The sequence below is a fragment of the Brachybacterium sp. NBEC-018 genome (assembly GCF_024860185.1).
GTDB lineage: Bacteria > Actinomycetota > Actinomycetes > Actinomycetales > Dermabacteraceae > Brachybacterium > Brachybacterium rhamnosum.
Map to the genome: position 1 here is coordinate 3,341,524 of NZ_CP100650.1, position 23,250 is coordinate 3,364,773.

Here is a 23,250-nt window from a genome sequence, read left to right on the forward strand (position 1 = left end):
CCCCCGGCCCGCCGCGCGCGCGGCCGGTCCGAGGTTGTGGACGACCGCGCTGCCCGCCGGGTCCGCCGCGCACGAGGTCTCCGCTCGGCGGCCCGCGACGGACGGGAGGGCGCCGAGCGGAGAGCCCCCGAACGGGAGAGCCCCGCGCCCCACCCCATCCGGGGTGCGGCGCGGGGCTCTCGGGGACCGTCGCTCAGGACAGGAGCGCCACCGACACGGTCACCGTGCCGCCCGCGACCTTCTCGGTCGCGGCATGGGCGCCCGCGGCGGGATCGGCGGGCACCTCGAGCTGCGTCGCGAGCACCTCGCCGGCCACCAGGTCGCGGTGCGCGGAGACCGCGGCGACGACCGCCTCGTCCCCGGCGACCGTGAGGGCGATGCGGTCGGAGACGTCGAGCCCGGCCTCGCGGCGCGCCTGCTGGATCGCACGGACCACGTCGCGCGCGGTGCCCTCCGCCTCGAGCTCCGGAGTGACCTCGGTGTCGAGCACGAGGAAGTCGCCGCCGCGGAGCACACCGATCGCCCGGCCCTGCGTCGCGGAGCCGGAGCCGGCGACGAGGTCCAGGGTGTACTCGCCCTCGACCAGGTCGATGCCGCCGGAGGTGACGGTGCCGTCCTCCGCCTGGGACCAGTCCCCGCTCTTCGCGCCCTTGATGACGACCTGCACCTGCTTGCCGAGACGCGGCCCGGCCGCACGGGCATTGACGCTCAGCCGCTGCTCCACGCCCATCTCGCGGGCCTCGTCGCCGGAGGCGTCGAGCAGCCGCACGGCCTTGACGTTGAGCTCGTCGGCGAGGATCTCGGCGAACGCCTCGAGGGACGCAGGATCCTGGTAAACCACCGTGAGCTCCGCGAGCGGGAGACGGGCGCGCAGGCCCTCCTTCTTGCGCACCGCGTTGCCGGCGCTCGCGATCGCGCGGACGTCGTCCATCTGCGCCACGAGCGCCTCGTCCCGCGGGAAGAGGGCGTCGTCCGGCCAGTCCGTGAGATGCACGGAGCGGCCGCCCGTGAGCTGCTTCCAGATCTCCTCGGTGACCATCGGCAGCAGCGGGGCGGCGACCCGGAGCAGGGTCTCCAGGCAGGTCGAGAGCACGTCGATCGCCTGCTCGTCGCCCTCCCAGAACCGGTCGCGCGAGCGGCGCACGTACCAGTTGGTGAGCATGTCCAGGTGGTCCTGGATCTGCTCGGCGGCGTCCGCGATCGCGAGCTCCCGCAGGGACGTGCGCACGCCCCGCACGAGGTCCCCGGTGCGGGAGAGCAGGTAGCGGTCCATGACGTCGTCGGACTCGTACCGCTCCCGGCCGGTGTACCCGGTGGGCCGGCCCTCGGCGTCCTTCTCCCCCGCCGCGTTCGCGTAGAGCGCGAGGAAGTACCAGACGTTCCACAGCGGGAGCACCACCTGGCGGGTCGCCTCACGGATCTTCGGCTCGTCGACCACGAGGTTCCCGCCGCGCAGGATCGGCGAGGACATGAGGAACCAGCGCATGGCGTCGGCCCCGTACGTCGAGAACATCTCGCGCACGTCGGGGTAGTTGCGCAGGGACTTGGACATCTTCTGCCCGTCCTCGCCCAGCACGATGCCGTGGCAGATCACCGAGGTGAACGCCGGGCGGTCGAACAGCGCCGTGGAGAGCACGTGCATCATGTAGAACCAGCCGCGGGTCTGCCCGATGTACTCGACGATGAAGTCCGCCGGGTTGTGGGACTCGAACCACTCGGTGTTCTCGAAGGGGTAGTGCACCTGCGCGAAGGGCATCGACCCGGAGTCGAACCAGACGTCGAACACCTCGGGGATGCGGCGCATGGTGGAGCGGCCCGTCGGGTCGTCCGGGTTCGGGCGGGTGAGCTCGTCGATGTAGGGACGGTGGAGGTTCACCTCGCCGTGCTCGTCGCGCGGCAGGGTCCCGAAGGCCTCCTCCAGCTCCGCGAGGGAGCCGTACACCTCGACGCGCGGGTGGTTCGGGTCATCGCTCTTCCACACCGGGATCGGCGAGCCGAAGTAGCGGTTGCGGGAGATCGCCCAGTCGCGGGCGCCCTCGAGCCACTTGCCGAACTGGCCGTGCTTGACGTTGCCGGGCACCCAGTCGATCTGCTCGTTGAGCTCGAGCATGCGCTCGCGCTGGTCGGCGACCTTCACGTACCAGGAGCTGACGGCCTTGTAGATCAGAGGCTTCCGGCAGCGCCAGCAGTGCGGGTAGGAGTGCACGTAGGACTGCTCGCGCAGCAGTCGCCCCTGCCGCTGCAGGATGCGGATGATCGGGCGGTTCGCCTCGAACACCTGCAGCCCGGCGATCTCGTCGAGGGCCGTGCCGCGGAAGTAGTCCAGGAACTGGGCGCCGTCGTCCACGGAGACGATGACGGGGATGCCGTACTCGGCGTTGACCTGCTGGTCGACCTCACCGTAGGCGGTGGCCTGGTGGACCACGCCGGTGCCGTCGTCGGTGGAGACGTAGTCCGCGACGGTGACGATCCACGCGTTCTGCGTGCCCCACTGCTCACGGTCCTCGGAGTAGACGGTCCACAGCGGCTCGTAGGCCATGTGCTCGAGCTCGGCTCCGCGGTAGGTGCGCGGCTCGATCGCGGCGACGGCCTCCTCGGCGTCGGCGTAGCCGAGCTCCTTGGCGTGCGCGCCGACGAGCGCCGCGGCGAGCAGGTAGCGGCCCTCGCCCGCGGCGGTGCCGTCGGCCGCGCCGAGCGGGCCGGCGGGCAGGACCGCGTAGTCGAGCTCGGGACCCACGGCGAGGGAGAAGTTCGTGGGCAGGGTCCACGGGGTCGTCGTCCACGCGAGGGCCTTGACGCCTGCGAGACCGAGCTCCTCCGCCTTCTGGCCGACGAACGGGAAGGTGACGGTGACGGTCTGGTCCTGGCGGTCCTGGTAGACGTCGTCGTCCATGCGCAGCTCGTGGGAGCTCAGCGGCGTCTGGTCGTTCCAGCAGTAGGGCAGCACGTAATAGCCCTCGTAGGCACGGCCCTTGTCGTGGAGGGTCTTGAAGGCCCACAGCACGGACTCCATGAAGGAGACGTCGAGGGTCTTGTAGTCGTTCTCGAAGTCGACCCAGCGGGCCTGGCGGGTGACGTAGTCCTCCCACTCCTTCGTGTACTTCAGGACGGAGGAGCGCGCCGCGTTGTTGAACGCCTGGACGCCCATCTCCTCGATCTCCGCCTTCTCCGTCATGCCCAGCTCGCGCATGGCCTCGAGCTCGGCGGGGAGCCCGTGGGTGTCCCAGCCGAAGCGGCGGTCGACCTTGAGGCCGTCCATGGTACGGAAGCGCGGGATGACGTCCTTGACGAAGCCCGTGAGCAGGTGCCCGTAGTGCGGGAGGCCGTTGGCGAAGGGCGGGCCGTCGTAGAAGACGAACTCCTCGGCGCCCTCGCGGCGCGCGATCGAGGCGCGGAAGGTGTCGTCGGTGCGCCAGAACTCCTGGATCGTGTTCTCCAGGGCGGGCAGGTTCGGCGAGGGGACGAGCGGGTCGCCGGAGACCGGGTAGACCATGGGGGGACCTCCGAGGAAGCACAGGGGGCGGCGGCGGGACTTCTGCTGCCCGAGGACGCTCCCGGCGCGGGGCCGGTGGCGCGGTACCACCTCGGTTGGCGTCCCTCGCCGGTCGTGCCGGTGCGGGGCGCCCCCTTGTTCCTCAGCTGTGACGGGCTGGTCCCGGCGGGTTCTACTGGGCGCGCGGCACGGGGCCGGTGCACTGTTCTTCCCGCGGCTCTCCGGTGATGGCCGGGTCGGTGCCGATGCGCGCCAGTGTACGCGCGGCGCCGTGCCCGGTCATCCCGCGCCGAGGGGAAGAGACAGGGTGAACACGGTGCGGCCGGGCCGGGAGGCGACCTCGACGGTGCCCCCGTGCGCCTCGGCGATCGCGCGGACGATCGACAGCCCCAGGCCCGTCGTGTTCTCGCTCCCGGAGCGGGCGCGGTCGGCGCGGGTGAAGCGGGAGAAGACGTCGGGCAGGATCTCGGGGTCGATGCCGGGGCCGTCGTCCGCGACCTCGAGCACCGCCCGCTCCCCCTCGACCCGCAGTCGCACGGAGACGTGGGAGCCGGCGGGGGTGTGCTTGCGGGCGTTGGAGAGCAGGTTGACGATCACCTGCGTGAGCTGGCGGGCATCGCCCCGGACGGTGACGGGGGCGTCGGGCACGTGGACGTCGACGCGGTGCTCGCGGGCCGTCGCGCGGGCGTCCATGACGCTCTCGAGCGCGATCTCGCCGAGGTCGACCTCCTCGTGCTGGCGCGGGGCGTCCTCCTCGAGCCGGGCGAGCAGCAGGAGGTCCTCGACGAGCGAGGTCATGCGCGCGGACTGCGCGTCGAGGCGGTCCACGGAGCGCCCGCCCTGCTCGGTGAGGTCCTCCGTGAGCCGCAGCATCTGCGTGTAGCCGCGGATCGCGGTGAGCGGGGTGCGCAGCTCGTGGGAGGCGTCCGCGACGAAGCGGCGCATGCGCTCCTCGCTGCGGTGGCGGGTGTCGATCGCGCCATCGACGTTGTCCAGCAGGTGGTTCAGGGCGCGGCCCACCTCCCCCACCTCGGTGCCGGGGACGGCGTAGCGCTCGGGGACCCGCTCGGTGAGGGTCACGCTGCCGCGGTCCAGCGGGGTGCGGGCGACGTCCCCCGCGAGCCGGGCCACGCCGTCGAGCGGGCGCAGGGTGCGGCGCACGAGGGCGGAGCCGCCGATCCCCGCGGCGGCGAGCGCGGCGAGGGTGGCGATCAGGAGGGTGAGGTCCAGGCGCAGCAGGGTCTCGCGGACGGGGTCCACGGGCAGCCCGGTCGCGATCGCGGTGGCGTCCGCGCCGGCGTCGGAGCCTCCCGTTCCGGCGCCGCCGTCGTCGGAGCCTCCGGACCCGGAGCCGCCGTCGGTCAGCAGGACCCGGTAGGTCCCGATGCTCAGGGACACGGTGGTGCGTCCGTCGTGACCGGTCGAGCCGATCGGGGCGGGCTCGAGGTCCGCGAGGGCCGTGCGCAGCGTGGAGAGGTCCTCCGCGCCCAGGTCCTTCAGGTCCCCGGACTGGTCGCGCCAGGTGGCGGAGGTGACCTCGCCGTCCTCGAGGGCGACGGTCAGCTCGTACTCACCGCTGCCGGGGTCACCGCCCGTCGGCGCGGAGGGCAGGCCGGAGGGGTCCGGTCCCTCCTGCGGGGTGGTGACCACGCCCTCCCGGACCAGCGCCCGGGAGGCGGCCCGCTCGAGCTGGCCGTCGAGCTCGTCGTAGAGCTGGCCGCGCACGGAGACGTGGGCGATCACCCCGATCGCGAGGCACACCACGGCGACGGTCGCGGCGAGCAGGGCGAGGAGCCGCGTGCGGAGGGTCAGCGGGCGGCGCCTCATCCGGCGGGCTTGAGGACGTACCCGGCGCCGCGCACCGTGTGGATCATCGGATCCCGGCCCGCGTCGATCCGCTTGCGCAGGTAGGAGATGTACAGCTCGACGATGTTCGCCTGCCCGCCGAAGTCGTAGTTCCACACCGCCTCGAGAATCTGTGCCTTGGAGAGCACGCGCTGCGGGTTCTCCATGAGGTACTGCAGCAGCTGGTACTGGGTCGCGGTCAGCGGGACGACCTCCCCGCCGCGGGTCACCTCGTGGGTGTCGACGTTCATGACGAGGTCGCCGACGACGAGCTCCTCCGCCCCCTGGGCGACGACGCCGGAGCGCTGCACGAGGCGGTGCAGACGCAGCAGCACCTCCTCGATCGTGAAGGGCTTGGTGACGTAGTCGTCCGCCCCGGCGGCGAGGCCCTCGATGCGGTCCGTGGGGGCGTCCATCGCGGTGAGCATGAGGGCGGGGATGTCGGGGTGCAGGGCGCGCACGCGGCGCAGCACCTCGACCCCGTCGATCCCGGGGAGCATGCGGTCCAGGACGAGGACGTCGGGTCGCAGCTCACGGGCCTGGCGCACGGCGTCGAGGCCGTCCCCGGAGAGGTGCACGTCCCATCCGGTCATCTGCAGCGGGAAGCGCAGGAGATCGGCGATCGTGGGCTCGTCCTCGACGACGAGCACGCGGACGGGGCTGCCGTCGGGGTGCTCGAGGCGCGGGAGCGCGGCGAGGGCGGCGAGGGCGTTGTCGGGCACGGGGGACCTCCTGGCGGGATGCTGCTCCGAGACTACTGGGCGATCGCGACCGGGGCACCGGCGATCCTCCAGGTCACAGGGACCGCTGGCGCTCCCCACAGCGCGCGCACAGGCCTCAGCTCCGCTCGACCCGCTCCCAGCCGTCGGCGCTGACGGCGGCGGCGTCCGCCTCGCGGTCGGTGTCCAGCAGGGTCTCCCCTCCGCGCGTGATCGCGATCCGGCCGACGAGCGCGCCGAGACCGCGGACGGCCTTGTCGGTCGTGACGGCGGCGCGCACCTGCACCTCCCCGGCGAGCGCGGTCCCGCCCGCGTCGACGAGGTCGAAGCCGCCGCGCCAGGTGAGGCGGCCGCCCCAGCCGGTGACGACGCCGTCCGGGAGCTCGATCCGCTCCTCGACGAGGTCCTCCACGGGCCGTCCCGTGTCGCGGTCGCGACGCTCGAGGACTCCGGGAAGGGGCGTCCAGGAGCCGCCGCCGTCGGCGCTGGCCTCGATGCGCAGGGTGTCGTAGGCGGTCTCGAGGTGGGCGAAGAGCTCGACCTCGAGCCGCGCGGGCTCCGCCGCCGCCGGGAGGTCGGCGGAGGCGGTGAGCGTCGCGGTGCGGGCGTCCTCCTGGCCGGCGAGCCATCCGGCCTCCGCGGGCAGGATGCCGTGGGCGCGGGCGACGGCGGTCGAGACCTCGCGCCGCACGGCGTTGGTGCTGGACCACTCGCGGGTGGGGTGCACGGCGTTGGTGAGGAGCACGATCACCGTGTCGGTGAGCGGGTCGATCACGAGCGAGGTGCCGGTGAAGCCGGTGTGGGCGCCGCTGAAGGGGCTCGTGAGCCCGGAGTGGTAGGACCAGGTGGCGAGCTCCGGGCCGAGGCCGCGCCGCGCCCCGCCCTCCCCGGTGATCCCCGCGATGCGGTCGGTGAACATGTCCTGGACGGTGCCCCGCTCGAGCACGCGGGCGCCGCGGTGCTTCCCGCCGCCCAGCAGCATGCTCGCGAAGACCGCGACGTCCCGCGCGGTGGAGAAGACGCCCGCGTGGCCCGCGATCCCGCCCAGGGCGAAGGCGTTCTCGTCGTGGACGCGGCCGTGCACGAGCTCGCCGTAGAACTCCTCGTACTCGGTCGCGGCGATGCGGGGGCGCAGGGTGGCGTCCGGGGTGTACATCGTGTCCGTCATGCCGAGCGGCGCGGTGATGTGGTCGTGCACATAGGCGTCCAGGCGCTGACCGCTGAGCTCCTCCACCATCCGGCCGAGCGCGATGAGGCCCAGGTCGCTGTAGAGATAGCCCTCCTCCGGGGGCGCGGTCGGGGTCGCGGTGAGCGCCGCGTCCCAGCGCGAGGCCTCGTCGGGCCAGTCGCTGTACAGCGGCAGGAAGGCGGGCAGCCCGCCGGTGTGGGTGAGGAGGTGGCGCACGAGGATCTGCTGCTTGCCGTTCTCGCCGAAGCGGGGCACGTGCCGGGCCACCGGGTCCTCGAGGGAGACGCGGCCCTGCTCGACGAGCTGGAGCACGGCGGTCGCGGTGAACAGCTTCGAGAGGGAGGCGAGGTCGAAGATCGTGTCCGTGCGGGCGGGGATCCGCTCGGTCTCCGGGAGCGGGGTGCTGGCGTCCGCCCAGCGCAGGGCGTCGCCCTCCGCGTGCTCGAGGACGATGCCGCCGCCGACGGCCACCAGCACGCTCGCCCCGGCGAAGCGCGGCGGATCCTGGGCGATCGCGGCCCGCAGGATCTCCGGCACCTTCTCGATCCATGCCTCGTCGAGGCCGGCGGCGTGCGGTGAGGAGGGGTGCAGGGAGTGCCCCGGTCGGCGGTCCCACGGGTGGCGGCCGGCAGGGCGCCGTCCGCGATCCCAGGCGGGCACGGCGGCCGCGGCGGCGGCGCGCGGGCTCGGCTTGGGCGGCGAGGGGTCACCTATCGCGAGGGCGGGGACGGGCGAGGCGAGCCCTGCGGCGAGGGCGGCGGCCATGAGGCCCGTGCGACGGGGGAAGGAGGAGGTCATGCCCGCCCACCGTAGGGCGGAGCCTGCCATGTGGCAACCGTCACACCCGCAGCCCCGCCCGGTGCGGCCCGTTCTCAGGGAACCGGCCCTCCTCGCACAGCGCCCCCACAGGTAGCGACGGTCCGATGGTCCTCGTCGACGGGGCAGCCGCCTCGTCCCCCGATCACCGGAGGTCCCGATGAGCAGTCCGCGCGAGCCCGACCCCCCGCTCCGCCCCTCTCCCGCCCACATGCCCGCGAGCTCCCGCGCGCTCACCCGCGCGGCGGGTGCGCACTCCGGCGGCGCGCACGTGCAGCCCGTGGCCGACGCCGTCGAGGCCCCGCTCACCGAGGTCGTGCAGCCGGGGGGACGGTCGATGTCGACCCTCGCCCGCGCCGCCCTCGGCGCCGGCGCCGCCTCTCTGGGCGCGGCCGCGCTGCTCGTGATGACCTTCGGGCCGGCAGCCCTGGCCCTCGAGCCGAGCACGCTCGCCACCTCGCCGCCCTCGGCCTCGGCGGAGGCCCCCCATCCCGTGCGCGCGGCCGCCTGGGTCGATGCCGCTCCCGAGGTCGCCGTGACGCAGCGCGAGCAGGAGCTCGAGGCCTGATCCGGTGCTGCGCGGCGCCGCGGGTGAGGTGATCCTCACCTGCGACGCAGGGGCGGTGCGTGGGATGCTGGTGCAACGGCGCCCGGCATCGGCCGGGGCCCGGATCGACCATCAAGGAGCGAGGATGTCGCTGTTCGGAGAGCCCTTCACCGCCAAGTGCCTGAAGTCGGGGGTCACTGTCGAGGTCGCCGAGGGCCAATCCCTGCTCCAGGCGCTCCTCGACGCCGGCATCTCGATGGACTACTCGTGCGAGGGCGGCGTGTGCGGCACCTGCGTCGTGCCGCTGGTCTCCGGCGAGGTCGAGCACCTCGACGAGTTCCTCATGGACGACGAGCACGACACCCAGATGACCACGTGCGTCTCCCGTGGTGTGGGCGAGATCGAGATCGACGTCTGATCCACCGCTGATCCCCGCCGGCCCTCCGGCGGGGGTGCGATCAGCGGGCCTCGCCCACCGAACGTGCGGCGAGCTCGGCCGCGAGCCGGAGAGCCCCATGGACGGGTTCCGCTCCCGTCACCGCCCTCAGCCCCCGGGCCTCGAGCCCGGCCCGGACGCCTGAGCGGACCGACGCGCTGCGCTCGAGCACGGATCCCGTCATGACGACGGCCCCTCCGTCGTCCGCCCCGCGCTCCCGCACCGCGTCGAGCGTGCCGAGCAGGCTCTCCGCGGCCGCCTCGAGGATCCTCGCCGCGACGGAGTCACCGGCGGCCGCCGCACCGCTCGCGAGCGGTGCGAAGCGCCCCCAGGCGGCCGGGGCGAGCGGGTCGACGGCCGCGATCATCGCCTGGCGCACGTCCCCCGCCCCCGGCTCCCCCGGCTCGGGGAGGCCGAGCTCCCCGAGCACCGCCGTCATCAGCGCCGTGGTGGGGCCGCGACGGTCGAGATCCGCGGCCGCCGCGCGCAGCACCTCCCGGCCGATCCACACCGCGGAGCCCGCGTCCCCGAGCAGCCAGCCCATCCCGTCGGACCGCTCCACGGGGAGGTGGCCCGCGAAGCGCACCGCCGCGGCGCCCGTGCCGGCGAGCAGGAGCAGACCGTCCCCGCCGGTCCCGCCCGCCGCGAAGGCCGTGACCATGTCGTCCACGACCTGCACGTCCGCAGGGTCCAGCAGGTCCCGATCACGCTGCGCCGGCGAGCGGGCGGCGAGCCGCTGCCCGAGCCCCTCCCGCACGGCGCGCTCGACCCGCTCGTGCCGGGCCGGCCCGGCCCCGGCGATGCCGAGCACGACCACCGCGCGCACCGCACGCCCTGCACCCTCGGCCCGCGACGACCCGGCGAGGAGGTCAGCACCCTCGACGAGCGCGGCGGCGGCGAGGTCCAGCAGCGCCTCGAGCGCACCGGGGGCCGTGGAGCCGGGGTTCGCCCCGGACCCCGCGCGGCGCAGGAGCTCCTCCCCCGCCTCCCCGGTGCGGGGATCGAGGAGGTGGAGTCGCAGGCGGGCGTGGGTCCCGCCGACGTCCGCCCCGAGCAGCAGCGTGCTCCCCCGGCTCGTCCCGCCGCCCATCGCGCCTCCTCGTCCATGGCCGGGGGTGTCTCCTGGAGATCCCCGATCCCGCATGCTATTTTCCTGCGAAGTCTTTCATCCGAAAGTTCTTTCCGCACGGTGGCGGTCCCGTCGCCGGCCACGCGTGCGCGCCGCACCCCGTCCCGGAGGTGACCATCATGAAGGATCGTCCGCCCCGGGGAGCCGCGCCGGCGACCGTCGTGCCTCCCCACCCGGAGGCACACGCACCATCCCGTGGACAGCACGCGCCCCGCACGGCCGGCACGCGATGATGTGCGGCACGACCATGCAGCGGCGCCCCGTCCCGGTGCGTGCGACGGAAGGAGACCTGCGATGAGCTCATGGCAGTCGCTGCTGGACCTCGCCTCCCCCACCGAGGAGCGCAATCCGGCGACCGAGGACCTCGACACGCTGCCGGCCGCCGAGCTCACCGCGAGGATCCTCGCGGCGGACGCCGCCGTGATCACCGCCGTGCAGGCGCTCTCCGCGCCCCTCGCCGCGCTCGTCGAGGACTGCGTGGCCGCGATCGCCGCCGGCGGCACGGTGCACTATGTGGGCGCGGGCACCTCGGGGCGCCTGGCCGTGCTCGACGCCGCCGAGCTCCCGCCCACGTTCAACGTGGGCCCCGACCACTTCACCGCGCACCTCGCGGGAGGTCCGCGCGCGATGGTCGTCGCCGGCGAGGGCGCCGAGGACTCCGCCGAGGACGGCGCCGCGCTCGTGCGCGAGCAGTGCGGCCCCCGCGACGTCGTGATCGGGCTCGCCGCCTCCGGCCGCACGCCCTACGTAGGCGGAGCGCTCACCGCCGCCCGGGAGACGGGCCTGGTCACCGCCCTGATCGCCGCGAACCCGCGGGCCCCGCTCGCCGATCTCGCCGATCACACCCTGCTCGCCGACGTCGGCCCCGAGGTCGTCACCGGCTCCACCCGCATGAAGGCCGGGACCGCGCAGAAGCTGCTGCTGAACGCCCTCTCCACCGCGACGATGGTCCGGCTCGGGAAGACCTACTCGAACCTCATGATCGACATGCGGGCGAGCAATCAGAAGCTGCGCGCCCGCAGCGTCCGCATGCTCGTGCAGGCGAGCGGCGCGGCGCCCGAGCACGCCGCCGAGGTGCTCGAGGAGGCGGAGGGCTCGATCCGGGTGGCCCTCGTCGCCCTGCTCGCGGGGGCCGAGGTCCCCGCCGCCCGGGACGCCGCCGCCGCGCGGCCCCCCGATCCCTCGCGGGCGGGCGACCCGGCCGGGATCCGCGCCGCCGTCGCGCTGCTGACGGAGGCGCGCCGATGACCGCCGCCGGGCACGAGCAGGTGCTCACGACGCTGCGCGCGATCGCCCCCGGGATGCAGGGGGCGCTGCGCCGCATCGCCGACGTCATGCTCACCGATCCCGCGGCCGCCGCGGAGCTGTCCATCGACCGTCTCGCCGAGGCCGCGGACTCCTCCCCCGCCTCCGTCGTGCGCCTCGCCCGGGACCTCGGCTTCTCCGGCTACCGGGAGCTGCGCTTCGCCCTGCGGGCGGACCTCGCCTACGCCTCCGGCCGCGACGCCTCGAACGGGGGGTCCGCGGATCTCCACCGCGACATCGACCCCTCCGACTCCCTGGACCAGGTGATCGCTAAGATCGCCTTCGCGGACTCCCGCGCCGTGACCGAGACCTGCGAGCGCGTGGACACCGGCGAGCTCGCCGCGATCACGGAGCAGCTCTCCTCCGCCCGCCGGGTCGCGACCTTCGGGGTGGGGGCCTCCGCCTTCGCCGCCACGGACCTCCAGCAGAAGCTCTCCCGGATCGGTCTGTGGGCGGCCGCCTACAGCGACGCCCACGAAGGCCTGCCCGCCGCCTCGCTGCTCGGCGAGGGGGACGTCGCCGTGGGCATCTCGCACGGCGGCGACACGATCGACGTCGTCGACGCGCTGCGGATCGCGCAGGAGGCGGGGGCGCGGACGGTCGCGCTGAGCAACACCGCCGGTTCCCCGCTCGTCTCGCTCGCGGACCATGCGCTGCTCACCGCGGCCCAGGAGTCGCCCTTCCGCTCCGGCGCGACGGCCTCCCGCCTCGCGCAGCTGACCCTCGTGGACATCATCTTCGTGACGGTCGCGCAGCGGCATCACGAGGAGGCGGGCAGGGCGCTCGAGCGCACCCGCGAGGCGATCGCGGCGCGGCGCCTGGACCGGGGCGGCCGCCGCCGCTGAGCCGGACCCCGACTGCGCTCCCGACACACGGGCCACGGCTCGACTCACGGCCTCGGGCCTCGGGCCACGGGCCGCAGGCCACAGGCCACAGCCCAGTATTGGCACGACAGGGAGCATGATCGTCCCGGCATGCTCCCTGAGGTGCCAATTGCCGCTGGGGTGCCAACTGTTTCTGTGGTGCCCATAGCCTCTGCTGTGCCAACGACCCCTGGGCTCCGATGGCGAGGCGGGCTCGGCTCGGCTCGGCTCGGCTCAGGAGCAGAGCGCGTCGCGCCAGAGCTCCTCGTGCCGCTCGAGGTGCGCGGCCACGCCCGCCCAGTGCGCGCCGTGGCCCTCGAGGAACATCGAGCCCCACGGCTCCCAGCCGCTGCGGTGGGCGCGCTCGAGGTGGTCGTGCATCGCCTGCGCCCGGCGCGGGAGCAGGGCCGCGAGCTCGGCCCGCAGCGCGGCGTCGGCGTCGTAGCCCCGGCCGGTCCTCCCGTCGGTGCCATCGGCCCCGTCTGCACCGTCCCCGATGCCGAGCACGAAGGCGCGGAGGTCCTCGGCGGCGTGGTGCGGATCGGCGGTGACGTCGTTGAGCGTGAAGGCCTGCGCGGAGTAGGCGAGGTCCCAGGCGCGGGTGCTCGACGCCGCGCCGTCCCAGTCGATGAAGACCCACCGCGGACCGAGCACGAGGTTCCAGGGGGTGAGGTCCCCGTGGCAGACGAGGTCCGCGTCGGGGACGGGGATCAGGGCCGGCCCGAGGCCCAGCTCCTGTGCGCTCAGGCCCGCGCAGGCATCGTGGATGCCGCGCACCATGGCCCCGACCTCGGCGAGCTGCGCGCGGGTGAGCGCCGGGGAGTCCATCGCGAGGGCGCCGGGCACGTACTCGGTCACCATGCGGCCCTGCTCGTCCTGCCCGAGCGGTGCCGGCAGGTCCACGCCGCGGTCCCGCAGCGTGCCCATGAGCGCGAGCACCCCTGGCGAGTGCGACGTCCAGGGCTTGCGGACGGTGTCCCCCACCCGCACGACGCCCGCGCTGGCGTTCCCGCCCGCGAGCGGGATCTCCGGTTCCATACCGGGAGCGTAGCGGCGGCCCGGCACGCCCCGACGTGGTGGTGTCGGGGGCGACGTCGCCGGCGGCTGAGCGTTCGACGGCTGCGTCGTCGACGTCGCCGACGGCAGGGTCGTCAGAGGCTGCGTCGTCAGAGGCGGGGTCCGGCGAGCGCCCAGGCGAGGATCACGAGCACCGCGGCGCCGCCGGCGACGGGCATCGCGGCCGCGAGCGGCAGGGCCGGCCCGGCGACGAGCAGCCCGAGCACGACGAGCGAGGCGACGCTGAGCAGGACGGCGAAGAGCAGCGGACGGCCCATGGCGCGGCGGCCCCCGCGGGCGAGCGTCTCCCCCTCGCGGAGGTCCGGGTCCTGGTGGTGCGTGAGCGTGGTCATGGTGTCCTCGTCGACAGCAGGGTTCCTCGGGCCGGGAGGCTCGGGGACGGGCGACATGACCCGATCCTCCTCGCCCCCGCCGCCCCGGTCATCCCCTCGCCGGAGGAGACGCCGTCATCCTTTCGTCGTACGTCCGGCACGGGAGCGGCCGCCGCGGGCACGCTCCCGCCGGATCATCGCACCGCGCCCTCAGCGCTCCGCGGGGTCCGTGTCCCGCGCGGCGAGCTCCGCGAAGGAGCCGCCCGCGGCGAGCAGCTCGGCGTAGGTGCCGCGCTCGACGATCCGGCCGTGGGAGAGGACGACGATCTGGTCCGCGTCGCGGATGGTGGAGAGCCGGTGGGCGATCGAGATGACGGTGCGGCCGCGGGAGACGGCGTCGAGCGCCCCGGACATGGCGCGCTCGGTCGCGGTGTCCAGCGCGGAGGTCGCCTCGTCCAGGAGCAGCACGGGCGGGTCCCGCAGGATCGTGCGGGCCAGGGCGAGGCGCTGCTTCTCGCCGCCGGAGAAGCGGTAGCCGCGCTCCCCCACCACGGTCGCGTAGCCGTCCGGGAGGGAGGAGATGTGCTCGTGGATCTGGGCAATCTCGCACGCGGCGACGAGCTCGGCGTCGCTCGCGCCGGGGCGGGCGAAGCGCAGGTTCTCCGCGATGCTCGCGTGCAGCAGGTAGGTCTCCTGGGTGACGACGCCGAGGCTCGCGGCGAGCGACTCGCGGGTCAGCTCCCGCAGGTCGTGGCCGTCCAGGGTGATCCGCCCGCCGCTCGGGTCGTAGAGCCGGGCGAGCAGGTAGCCGGTGGAGGTCTTCCCGGAGCCGGTGGTGCCCACGAGCGCCGTGTGCCGGCCCGCGGGGATCGTGAGGTCGATGTCGTGCAGGGACGGGGACTCCGCACCGGGGTAGGTGAAGTCGACGTGCTCGAGGCGGATCTCGCCGCGCACCTGCGCGGGGTCCAGGGCGACCGCGCCGGGGGCGTCGACCACGGTGAGCGGCGCGTCGAGGTACTCGAAGACCCGGGTGAACAGGGCGAGCGAGGAGTTCACCTGCGCCGCGACCCGGAGCATGCCGTTCACCTGGGGGAACAGACTCGACTGGAGGGCGATGAAGGCGACGAGGGTGCCGATCGTGACGCCGCCGCCGGCGAGCAGCAGGTGCCCGCCGAGGAGATAGGTGAGCGCGGGGAACAGGGCCATGAGGGTCGTGAAGACGGCCATGTGCCAGCGGCCCGCCATCTCGGAGCGCACCTCGAGGTCCGCGAGGCCGCGGGAGTCGGCGGTGAAGGCGTCCACGAGCGCCCGGGTGCGGCCCATGGTGAGCCCCAGCAGGATGCCGGAGACGGAGAGGGACTCCTGGATCCCGGCGGAGAGGTCCGCGGCCTTCTCCTGGCGCTGCTTGACGATCACGCGGCGGCGCGAGCCCACGCGGCGGTTCATCCACACGGCGAAGGGCAGCGCGATGAGCGAGAAGAGCGTGAGCCGCCAGTCCAGGGCGAGCATCGCGACGACCGCCATGAGGATCCCGGCGCCGCTCGAGACGATCTGGGTCATGACGTTCGTGACGACGGCCTGCATGGAGCCGATGTCGGAGAAGATCCGGGACTGGATCTCGCCGGTGCGGGTGCGGGTGAAGAAGCCGAGGCCCATCCGCTGGAGGTGCCCGTAGACGGCGACGCGGAGGTCGTGCATGACGGACTGCCCGACGCGGGTGGAGAGCATCGCCTGGGTGACGCCGAGGGCGCTCGAGACGATCGTGACGGCGATCAGCCCGCCGACGGCGTACAGCAGGAGGTCCTCGCGACGATCGGGCAGGGCGACGTCGACGATCTCCCGCACGAGGAACGGGGAGACCACGCCGGCGGCGGCGCCGAGGGCGATGAGCGCGAGCACCGCGAGCAGGGTCCGACGGTAGGGCCGGAACAGCGCGAGCACCCGTCGGACGTCCGCCTTCTGCCCGGGGGCGAGGCGCAGCTCGGGGCCCCCGCGACCGCCTCCGCCGCCGCCCATGCCGGGCCCGCCCATGCCGGGATGGACCGTCACAGCCCCTGGTGCCGGGCCACGCGGTGGGCGGCCGCCTGGGCGAGGGGGCGCACGGTCACGAGGTCGAGGTTCACGTGGTGCGGGGCGTTCAGCGCGTAGGAGAGGACGTCCGCGCAGTCCTCGGCGGTGAGCGGGTTCTCGACCCCGTCGTAGACGGCGTCGGCCTTCCCCTGGTCGCCGAGGCGCACGAGGGAGAACTCCTCGGTGCGGACCATGCCGGGGGCGATCTCGATGATGCGGATCGGCTCCCCGTTCAGCTCGAGCCGGAGGGCGGCGGCGAGCATGTGCTCTCCGGCCTTCGCGGCGTTGTAGCCGGACCCGCCGGGGTAGGCCTCGTGGCCGGCGACGGAGGTGAGGAAGAGGAGGTCGCCGCGGCCGCTGCGGCGCACGGCGGGCAGCAGGGCGCGGGTCACGCGCACGGCGCCGAGCACGTTGGTCTCGTACATGCCCTGCCACTTGTCGAGGTCCGCCTCCGCCGCGGGCTCGACGCCGAGGGCGCCGCCGGCGACGTGGACGACGGCGTTGAGCGTGCCGCCGAAGAGCTCCTCGACGCGGTCGGTGAGGGCGGCGACGGACTCGTCGGAGGTGACGTCGACGGCGAGCACCTCGCAGCCGGTCTCCTCGGCGAGGGCGGCGAGGCGCTCCTCGCGGCGGGCGATCGCGAGCACGCGCCAGCCGTCGGCGACGAGGCGGGCGGCGGTCGCGCGGCCGATGCCGGAGGAGGCGCCGGTGACGACGGCGGTCAGGGGCGCGGAGGACGGGGCGGGGCGGTCTGCGGCAGCGGCGGAGGTCATGGCGCCGAGCCTACGTCGCAGGGGCGGCGCGCGGCGCCGGTGTCCCGGCGGCGCGGGGCCGCGCGGGCGGGACGGCGGGCGCGCGGGTCACCACGCGGACTCCTCGTCCGTGCGGTGGGCCTCGGGCTCGATCTGGAGCGTGCAGTGCTCGAGACCGTGGCGGGTGCGGAGCAGCTCCTGGGCGGCGTCGAGCACGCCGTGGGCGTCGGCCCGCTCCTCGACACGGAGGTGGGCGGTCGCGACGTCCATGCCCGAGGTGAGGGTCCACAGGTGCAGGTCGTGCACCTCGGTGACGCCGTCCAGGGCGGCGAGATCCGTCTGCACCGTCGCGGGGTCGAGGTGGCGGGGCGTCTCCTGGGCGAGCACGCCGAGCACCTCACGGCCCAGCATCACGGCGCGCACGGCGACGAAGGCGCCGATCGCGAGGGCGACGACCGTGTCCGCGAGGGCGCTGCCGGTGAGCGCGACGAGCACCCCGGCGACGACGACGCCGATCGAGCCGACGGTGTCCGCGAGGACCTCGAGATAGGCGCCCTTCACGGCGAGGCTCTCCCGCGCGCCGCCGGAGAGGATCCGCATGACCACGAGGTTCACGGCGAGTCCGAGCGCGCCGACGACGAGCATGCCGGTGGTGCCGATCTCCGGTGCGGTCCCGAGCCGCCCGATCGCCTCGATGAGCACCCAGGCGGCGACGGCGAGCATGACGAGCACGGCGAAGAGGGAGGCGAAGACCTCGATCCGGTAGAGGCCGAAGCTGCGGCGCCCGCTGCGGTCCCCGCGGCCGGCGACGGTCGCGGCGCCGAGCGCGGCGGCGAGGGTGAGGACGTCCGCGGCCATGTGCCCGGCGTCGGAGAGCAGCGAGAGCGATCCGGTGAGCAGGGCGGTGACGAGCTCGACGACGAAGAAGCCACCGATCAGCACCAGGGCGATCGCGAGGCGGGAGCGATGGCGGCCGCCGGCGCTGAGCGCCTCCGCACCTCCGCCGTGGGTGTGGCTGTGGCCGTGGCCGTGGCTGTGTCCCATCAGGCTCCCTCCCCGCGCTCGGGATGGCGCAGCGGCGAGTGCGCCGTGTGGGTGAGGGCGAGGTCCAGCAGCTCGAGGACGTGCGGGTCCTCGAGCCGGTAGTACATGCGGCGCCCCTCGCGGCGAGGGGTCACGACGCGGTGGGCGCGCAGCAGCTTCAGCGCGTGCGAGGTCGCGGACTCGGACTGGCCGGCCGTGAGGGCGAGGTCGTGGACGCACAGCTCCCCGCCGCGCAGGGCGAGCAGGAGAGTGAGACGGTGCGGCTCGCCGAGGAGGGAGAGGACGTCCGCGACGTCCGCGACCGCGGCGGGCGCCGGCAGGTGCGCGCGGGCGTGCTCGACGGCGGCGGGGTCCACGGAATCTGCGACCGCTGCGTCAGCGACCGCTGAGCCGGGGCCGACGGGGGAGCCGGGGCCGACCCCTGCCACCTGATCACCTGACGAGATGTTCATACGTCAAGGGTAGGAGCAGCCCTCCCACGAGGGCAAGGGGGCTCCGCTCACACGGGAGCGGGCTCCCGGTCGCGGGAGGCGTCCAGCAGCTCCTGGATCCGGGAGCGGCAGGTGCCGCAGCCGGTGCCCGCGCGCGTGGCCCGCGAGACCTCCGCCGTGCTCCCGCAGCCGCCCGCGACCGCCGCGCACACGCTCCCCTTGGTGACCCCGTTGCACTGGCACAGCACGTCCTCCTCCGCCATGTCCGCCACGGAGGCCGCCGGGGCCGCGGCCCGCGCGGCGAGCGGACGGGCGAGCAGGTGCACCGGGTCCCGCGGGACCGGGGTGCGCAGGGTGAACGCGGCGCTGAGCTCCGCCGCGGCGTCCTCGTCCCCCACGATCGTCGCCGCGACGAGACGCCCCTCGTGCACGACCACCTCGGTGAAGCGACCGCCGGAGGGATCGGCGAGCCGCACGGACCGCGGGGCGTGCAGGCCGGGCCCCGGCCGCTCGATGCGGCCCATGGTCACGAGCGCGAGGCCCACCGCCTTGACCCGCACCAGGTCCCCGCCCGTCCCGCGCGCCGGCACGGGCACCGATGCCTCCTGCGCCCGCGGGCGCCAGGACTCGACGAGCCGGCGCGCCTGCTCCCAGCCCTGGGCGACGAGCCCGCTCGCCCCCTCGGGCGGCTGGGCGCAGTCGCCGATCGCGAAGACGTCCGGGTCCCCCGGGCAGGCGAGGTCCTCCCCCACCAGGACCCCCGTCCCGCACTCGAGGCCCGCCGCCGCGGCGAGCGCCGTCTGCGGCACGGTGCCCGTGCACAGCACGAGGAGGCCCGCGGGCCGCGCCGAGCCGTCGGAGAGGTGCACCGTCTCGAGACGACCCTCCGGCGCGTCGACGCGCGTCGCGCTCGCCGAGGTGACCACGGTGATGCCGAGCGTCTCGAGCGCGCCGTGCACGATCTCCGAGGCGTCGCGGTCCAGCTGCCGCTCCATGAGCCGCTCGCGGTGATGGACGAGGGTCACCCGCGCCCCGCGGCCGGCGAGTCCCGTGGCGACCTCGATGCCGAGCACGCCCGCACCGAGGACGACGACCTCGCCGCCGCCCTCGCAGCGGCGGAGGATCCGCTCCGCGTCGTCGAGGTCCTTCAATGGGCTCACGCCGTCCACCAGCGTCGACTCCTCCGCCACGCCCCCGGGTGCGCGCAGCCCGGGGACGTCGGGGATCCGGGCCGCGGAGCCCGTCGCGAGCACCAGGCGGTCGTAGGGGTGCGCCTCGCCGAGCTCGTCATGGACCAGGTGCGAGGCCCGGTCGATGCGCACGGCCCGCACGCCGCGCAGCACACGCGCCCGCTCCGGCCCCACCTGCTCGAGGGCGAGCGCGGCGGGATCCGCCTTCCCGGCGACCACCGAGGAGAGCTGGACCCGGTTGTAGGGGTCGTGGTCCTCCTGGCCGAGCACCGTCAGGCGGGCCTGCGGATCCGCCGCCGCGAGATCCGCGGCGACCCGGGAGCCGACCATGCCGTGGCCGATCACGACGATCCTCATACGGCGCTCCTCTGCTGGACGGTGACCACATCGGGGGTGGGGACGGGCCGGGGCGCGGGGAGCACCTCGAGCGCCGTCACCTTGAAGCCGGGCATGCCGGAGAGCGGATCGGTCGCGCCGCCCGTGAGCAGGTTCGCGCTCCCCTCCCCGGGGTAGTGGAAGGGCATGAAGACGGTGTCCGGCCGGATCTCCTCGGTGACCTCCGCCGGCACCCGCAGCTCGCCGCTGCGGGTGCGCAGCAGCACCTCCTCGCCGTCCTCGATGCCGAGGAGGTCCGCGAGCAGGGGGTGCATCTGGGCGAAGGCCGCGGGTCGCGCGGCGAGCAGGGAGGGCACCCGGCGGGTCTGCGCCCCGGACTGGTACTGCTCGAGAAGGCGCCCCGTGACCAGGTGCAGCGGGGCGTCCGCCCGGAGCGGATCGGCCGGGTCCTCGTGCGTCACCGGGATCAGGCGGGCACGGCCGTCGGCCGTCGGGAAGCCGTCGAGCAGCGCGTGCGGCGTCCCCGGATGGTCCGGAGCGGGGACGGGCCAGTGCATCGATCCCTCGCGGTCCAGCCGCTCGTGGCTGAGGCCGGAGTAGTCGGCGCGGCCGCCCGCGGAGGCCCGGGCGAGCTCGTCGAACACGACGGAGGCCTCGGCCGGGAAGCCGCGGGGCACGCCGAGCCGCGCGGCGAGCTCGCGGAGGATCCACAGCTCGCTGCGCGCCCCGCCCGGGGCCTCCCGCGCCCGGCGGCGGCGGATCACGCGGCCCTCGAGGTTCGTCATCGTGCCCTCCTCCTCCGCCCACTGGGTGACGGGGAGGAGGACGTCGGCCAGCAGCGCCGTCTCCGAGGGGACGGTGTCCAGGACGACGAGCAGGTCGAGCGCGGCGAGCCGCTCCCGCACCCGGGAGACGTCCGGCGCCGAGACGACGGGGTTCGCCCCGCACACGATCAGCGCGGAGGGGCCGCCCGCCGTGCCGAGCATGTCGAGCAGCTCGACCGCGGGGACGCCCGGGCCGGGCAGGGACTCCGGGTCCACGCCCCAGACGGCCGCGACGTGCGCGCGCTCCTCCGGATCGGTGATCTTCCGGTAGCCGGGCAGCTGATCCGCCTTGAGCCCGTGCTCACGGCCGCCCTGCCCGTTGCCCTGGCCGGTGAGCGGCCCGTAGCCGGAGCCGCGACGGCCCACGAGGCCCAGCAGCAGGGCGAGGTCGATCGCGGCGGTGACGGTCGCGGTGCCCTGGGTGGACTGCTCGACCCCGCGACCGGTGAGCACGTAGGCGCCGCGGCCGCCGCGGGACGGGGAGGCGTCGGCGAGCATCCGCGCGACCTGCCGCAGTCGCCGGGCGGGGACCCCGCACACGGCCTCCGCGCGCTCGGGCCACCAGGCGGCGGCGCTCGCCCGGAGCGACGCGAGGCCCGTGGTGCGCGCGGCGACGTACTCGTGGTCCACGAGGTCCTCCGCGAGCACCACGTGGAGGAGGGCCAGCAGCACCACGAGGTCCGTGCCGGGCACCGGGGCGAGATACACGCCGGCGCCCTCCGCGGTCAGGGCGGCCGTCGCCGATCCGCGCGGGTCCGTGACGACGAGGCCGCCGCGGGAGCGCACGCCCTCGAGGTGCTGGACGAAGGGAGGCATGGTCGCGGCGAGGTTCGAGCCGAGCAGCAGCACGCAGTCCGCGCCGGCGAGGTCCGGCAGCGGGAAGGGCAGGCCGCGGTCCAGGCCCAGGGAGCGGTTGGAGGCGGTCGCCGCGGCGGACATGCAGAAGCGGCCGTTGTAGTCGATGAGCCGCGAGCCGAGCACGACCCGCGTGAACTTGCCGAGCGCGTAGGCCTTCTCGTTGGTGAGCCCGCCGCCGCCGAACACGGCGACGGCATCCGCCCCGCGGCGCTCCCGCTGCTCGCGCAGATGGGTCGCGACGTGGTCGAGGGCCGCGTCCCAGCTCACCTCGCGCAGCACCCCGTCCGCGCCGCGCAGCTGCGGGACGGTGAGCCGGTCCGGGGCGGTGAGGACCTCCGCGGAGGTCCATCCCTTGCGGCACAGCCCGCCCTGGTTCGTGGGGAAGTCCCGGCCCTCGACGGTGAGCACGGGGGCGCCGTCGGCCCCGCCTCCCTCGACGGGGGTGAGCGTCTGCGCGCACTGGAGCGCGCAGTAGGGGCAGTGCGTCGCCGTCCCCGACGAGGCACTGCCCGCAGGAGTGGTGCCCGCGGGGACGGAGCCCGCAGGGGCGCTCGGAGTGCTCGGCATGGGCCGAGCGTGCGCGGCAGGGCGGGGTGGCGTCGGCCCCGGGTCACCGCCCGGGACGCCGGGTCACGATCCGGTCACGGAGGCCCTGCGATCTCGCCGCCCGGGCCGCCGCCGCTGCGCTCAGACGCCCTGGACGTGCGGGGCCTCGTCGACCGAGAGGTCCCCCGAGACGCGGCCCCGGGACAGGCGCCCCATGACCGCGGCGATCGCACCGTCGCCGGTCACGTTCGTCGCGGTGCCGAAGGAGTCGATCGCGATGTAGCTCGCGATCATGAGACCCACCGCGGCCTCCCCGAAGCCCAGCATCGAGGAGAGGATCCCGGCGGCGGCCATGATCGCCCCGCCCGGCACGCCCGGCGCCGCGATCATGACGACGCCCAGCATGAACACGAAGCCGATCAGCACGGGCAGGTTCAGGTCCATGCCGGTGATGATCATGATCGCCACCGAGAAGGTGGTGATCTTCAGGGTGGAGCCGGCGAGGTGGATCGTCGCGCACAGCGGCACCACGAAGTCCGCGATCGCCGCGGGCACGCCGTTGCGCTTCGTGCACTCGAGGGTCACGGGGATCGTCGCCGCGGAGGAGCTCGTGCCGAGCGCGGTCGCGTACGCGGGCGCCATCCGGCCGAGCATGCGCAGCGGGTTCTGGCCGGTCGCGAGGCCCGCGACGCCGTACTGGGCCAGCAGCACGACGATCGTCATCGCGAACACGAGCACGATGACCGCGAGGAAGGTGCCGATGACGATCCAGATCTGGCCGTTCATCGTCAGACCCAGGAACATGCCGAAGATGTAGATCGGCAGCAGCGGGATCAGCGCCACCTCGATGATCCTCACGACGATGTCCCGCAGCTGCACGAAGGACTCCTGCAGCGCGCCGGGGCGCACGACCGTGAGACCGATGCCGAGGCAGAAGCTCAGCACGAGCGCGGTCATGACGTCGAACACCGGCGGGATCTCGATCGCGAAGTACGGGGCGATCGCGGAGTCCTCGGGGTTGTCGAGGGAGCCGACGCTGACCCCGTCGAGCATGCGTGGCAGCACGAGCAGCGCGACGGTGAGCGCGAAGCCTCCTGCGAGGATCGTGGAGAGGTAGGCGATGCCGGTGGTCGCGGCGAGCATCTTCCCGGCGCCGCGGCCGAGCTCCGCGATCGCCGGGGTCACGAGGCCCACGATGATCAGCGGGATGAGGAAGCCCAGGAAGTTCGAGAAGATCCCGTTGAAGGTCGTGAAGACCCGGGCGATCGCCTCGGGCATGACGAGGCCCAGGAGCACGCCCAGGACGATCGCGACGAGGATGCGCGGGAGCAGGCCGAACCGGCTGCGGCGGGTGGGGCCGGCGGGGTCGCCGGCGGCGTCGGGCGCGCCGAAGGGTGCGGGCGCGGGGACGGAGGAGGTCATACGGGGATCCGGTTCCGTGCGGGGGCGGGGACCGGGTCAGGGTAGGC

General features: G+C 74.6%; 18 protein-coding genes. 4 read left to right on the forward strand and 14 right to left on the reverse strand.

Annotation, left to right across the window (positions count from 1 at the left end):
- Window positions 1-193: 193 nt before the first annotated feature.
- The 4 genes from ileS to NLU66_RS15200 form a co-directional block, all read right to left on the reverse strand.
- Window positions 194-3,493 carry an isoleucine--tRNA ligase gene (ileS, locus tag NLU66_RS15185; RefSeq protein ID WP_259360451.1) on the reverse strand — a complete coding sequence of 1,100 codons (3,300 nt, stop codon included), beginning with the start codon at window positions 3,491-3,493 and terminating at the stop codon, window positions 194-196.
- A 279-nt stretch (window positions 3,494-3,772) separates the two neighbouring features.
- The gene (locus NLU66_RS15190) at window positions 3,773-5,320 is read right to left on the reverse strand and encodes a sensor histidine kinase (RefSeq protein ID WP_259360452.1); all 1,548 of its coding nucleotides are present in this window, start codon (window positions 5,318-5,320) and stop codon (window positions 3,773-3,775) included.
- Window positions 5,317-6,060: a response regulator transcription factor gene (locus NLU66_RS15195; RefSeq protein ID WP_259360453.1), complete on the reverse strand. Its 744-nt coding sequence runs from the start codon at window positions 6,058-6,060 to the stop codon at window positions 5,317-5,319. The genes NLU66_RS15190 and NLU66_RS15195 overlap by 4 nt, the downstream gene beginning before the upstream one ends.
- A 115-nt stretch (window positions 6,061-6,175) precedes the next feature.
- The gene (locus NLU66_RS15200) at window positions 6,176-8,044 is read right to left on the reverse strand and encodes a serine hydrolase domain-containing protein (RefSeq protein WP_259360454.1); all 1,869 of its coding nucleotides are present in this window, start codon (window positions 8,042-8,044) and stop codon (window positions 6,176-6,178) included.
- 178 nt (window positions 8,045-8,222) lie between these two features.
- Here NLU66_RS15200 and NLU66_RS15205 point away from each other — a divergent pair, with 178 nt between their 5' ends.
- Both NLU66_RS15205 and NLU66_RS15210 read left to right on the forward strand, forming a co-directional pair.
- Window positions 8,223-8,630, forward strand: a complete 408-nt coding sequence (locus NLU66_RS15205; RefSeq protein ID WP_259360455.1) for a hypothetical protein — start codon at window positions 8,223-8,225, stop codon at window positions 8,628-8,630.
- Between the two features lie 124 nt (window positions 8,631-8,754).
- Window positions 8,755-9,027 (forward strand): 2Fe-2S iron-sulfur cluster-binding protein, encoded by a 273-nt coding sequence (locus tag NLU66_RS15210; RefSeq protein WP_137771319.1) that lies wholly within the window; start codon window positions 8,755-8,757, stop codon window positions 9,025-9,027.
- Window positions 9,028-9,067: 40 nt separating this feature from the next.
- Here the strand turns inward: NLU66_RS15210 and NLU66_RS15215 are convergent, their stop codons facing one another.
- Window positions 9,068-10,135: a BadF/BadG/BcrA/BcrD ATPase family protein gene (locus tag NLU66_RS15215; protein WP_259360456.1), complete on the reverse strand. Its 1,068-nt coding sequence runs from the start codon at window positions 10,133-10,135 to the stop codon at window positions 9,068-9,070.
- Window positions 10,136-10,468: 333 nt separating this feature from the next.
- On the opposite strand from NLU66_RS15215, the gene NLU66_RS15220 reads away from it, so the two are divergent.
- A complete protein-coding gene (locus tag NLU66_RS15220) occupies window positions 10,469-11,422 on the forward strand; it encodes an N-acetylmuramic acid 6-phosphate etherase (RefSeq protein ID WP_259360457.1) in 954 nt (317 codons plus the stop codon).
- Window positions 11,419-12,324 carry a MurR/RpiR family transcriptional regulator gene (locus NLU66_RS15225; RefSeq protein WP_259360458.1) on the forward strand — a complete coding sequence of 302 codons (906 nt, stop codon included), beginning with the start codon at window positions 11,419-11,421 and terminating at the stop codon, window positions 12,322-12,324. The genes NLU66_RS15220 and NLU66_RS15225 overlap by 4 nt, the downstream gene beginning before the upstream one ends.
- 252 nt (window positions 12,325-12,576) lie before the next feature.
- Here NLU66_RS15225 and NLU66_RS15230 read toward each other — a convergent pair whose 3' ends face one another.
- The 9 genes from NLU66_RS15230 to NLU66_RS15270 form a co-directional block, all read right to left on the reverse strand.
- Window positions 12,577-13,380, reverse strand: coding sequence for a phosphotransferase (locus NLU66_RS15230; RefSeq protein ID WP_259360459.1), 804 nt, complete (start codon window positions 13,378-13,380; stop codon window positions 12,577-12,579).
- Window positions 13,381-13,508: 128 nt separating this feature from the next.
- Complete coding sequence (locus NLU66_RS15235; RefSeq protein ID WP_259360460.1) at window positions 13,509-13,751, reverse strand: hypothetical protein; 243 nt, start codon at window positions 13,749-13,751, stop codon at window positions 13,509-13,511.
- Between the two features lie 189 nt (window positions 13,752-13,940).
- Complete coding sequence (locus tag NLU66_RS15240; RefSeq protein WP_416232198.1) at window positions 13,941-15,761, reverse strand: ABC transporter ATP-binding protein; 1,821 nt, start codon at window positions 15,759-15,761, stop codon at window positions 13,941-13,943.
- Between the two features lie 14 nt (window positions 15,762-15,775).
- Window positions 15,776-16,573 (reverse strand): SDR family oxidoreductase, encoded by a 798-nt coding sequence (locus tag NLU66_RS15245; RefSeq protein WP_259360461.1) that lies wholly within the window; start codon window positions 16,571-16,573, stop codon window positions 15,776-15,778.
- Window positions 16,574-16,660: 87 nt separating this feature from the next.
- Window positions 16,661-17,596, reverse strand: coding sequence for a cation diffusion facilitator family transporter (locus tag NLU66_RS15250; RefSeq protein WP_259360462.1), 936 nt, complete (start codon window positions 17,594-17,596; stop codon window positions 16,661-16,663).
- Complete coding sequence (locus NLU66_RS15255) at window positions 17,596-18,048, reverse strand: ArsR/SmtB family transcription factor (protein ID WP_259360463.1); 453 nt, start codon at window positions 18,046-18,048, stop codon at window positions 17,596-17,598. The genes NLU66_RS15250 and NLU66_RS15255 overlap by 1 nt, the downstream gene beginning before the upstream one ends.
- A 47-nt stretch (window positions 18,049-18,095) precedes the next feature.
- Window positions 18,096-19,574 carry an FAD-dependent oxidoreductase gene (locus NLU66_RS15260; RefSeq protein WP_259360464.1) on the reverse strand — a complete coding sequence of 493 codons (1,479 nt, stop codon included), beginning with the start codon at window positions 19,572-19,574 and terminating at the stop codon, window positions 18,096-18,098.
- Window positions 19,571-21,802 carry a molybdopterin oxidoreductase family protein gene (locus tag NLU66_RS15265; protein ID WP_259360465.1) on the reverse strand — a complete coding sequence of 744 codons (2,232 nt, stop codon included), beginning with the start codon at window positions 21,800-21,802 and terminating at the stop codon, window positions 19,571-19,573. Before NLU66_RS15265 ends, NLU66_RS15260 begins: the two co-directional genes overlap by 4 nt.
- 120 nt (window positions 21,803-21,922) lie before the next feature.
- Window positions 21,923-23,203 (reverse strand): dicarboxylate/amino acid:cation symporter, encoded by a 1,281-nt coding sequence (locus tag NLU66_RS15270; protein ID WP_259360466.1) that lies wholly within the window; start codon window positions 23,201-23,203, stop codon window positions 21,923-21,925.
- Window positions 23,204-23,250 lie beyond the last annotated feature (47 nt).

Bases quoted from the DNA above. Each gene is read 5' to 3' on its own strand.
- ileS (WP_259360451.1), bottom strand. From the start codon at position 3,493: ATGGTCTACCCGGTCTCCGGCGACCCGCTCGTCCCCTCGCCGAACCTG.
- NLU66_RS15190 (WP_259360452.1), bottom strand. From the start codon at position 5,320: ATGAGGCGCCGCCCGCTGACCCTCCGCACGCGGCTCCTCGCCCTGCTC.
- NLU66_RS15200 (WP_259360454.1), bottom strand. From the start codon at position 8,044: ATGACCTCCTCCTTCCCCCGTCGCACGGGCCTCATGGCCGCCGCCCTC.
- NLU66_RS15205 (WP_259360455.1), top strand. From the start codon at position 8,223: ATGAGCAGTCCGCGCGAGCCCGACCCCCCGCTCCGCCCCTCTCCCGCC.
- NLU66_RS15210 (WP_137771319.1), top strand. From the start codon at position 8,755: ATGTCGCTGTTCGGAGAGCCCTTCACCGCCAAGTGCCTGAAGTCGGGG.
- NLU66_RS15215 (WP_259360456.1), bottom strand. From the start codon at position 10,135: ATGGGCGGCGGGACGAGCCGGGGGAGCACGCTGCTGCTCGGGGCGGAC.
- NLU66_RS15220 (WP_259360457.1), top strand. From the start codon at position 10,469: ATGAGCTCATGGCAGTCGCTGCTGGACCTCGCCTCCCCCACCGAGGAG.
- NLU66_RS15225 (WP_259360458.1), top strand. From the start codon at position 11,419: ATGACCGCCGCCGGGCACGAGCAGGTGCTCACGACGCTGCGCGCGATC.
- NLU66_RS15230 (WP_259360459.1), bottom strand. From the start codon at position 13,380: ATGGAACCGGAGATCCCGCTCGCGGGCGGGAACGCCAGCGCGGGCGTC.
- NLU66_RS15235 (WP_259360460.1), bottom strand. From the start codon at position 13,751: ATGACCACGCTCACGCACCACCAGGACCCGGACCTCCGCGAGGGGGAG.
- NLU66_RS15240 (WP_416232198.1), bottom strand. From the start codon at position 15,761: ATGGGCGGGCCCGGCATGGGCGGCGGCGGAGGCGGTCGCGGGGGCCCC.
- NLU66_RS15245 (WP_259360461.1), bottom strand. From the start codon at position 16,573: ATGACCTCCGCCGCTGCCGCAGACCGCCCCGCCCCGTCCTCCGCGCCC.
- NLU66_RS15250 (WP_259360462.1), bottom strand. From the start codon at position 17,596: ATGGGACACAGCCACGGCCACGGCCACAGCCACACCCACGGCGGAGGT.
- NLU66_RS15255 (WP_259360463.1), bottom strand. From the start codon at position 18,048: ATGAACATCTCGTCAGGTGATCAGGTGGCAGGGGTCGGCCCCGGCTCC.
- NLU66_RS15260 (WP_259360464.1), bottom strand. From the start codon at position 19,574: ATGAGGATCGTCGTGATCGGCCACGGCATGGTCGGCTCCCGGGTCGCC.
- NLU66_RS15265 (WP_259360465.1), bottom strand. From the start codon at position 21,802: ATGCCGAGCACTCCGAGCGCCCCTGCGGGCTCCGTCCCCGCGGGCACC.
- NLU66_RS15270 (WP_259360466.1), bottom strand. From the start codon at position 23,203: ATGACCTCCTCCGTCCCCGCGCCCGCACCCTTCGGCGCGCCCGACGCC.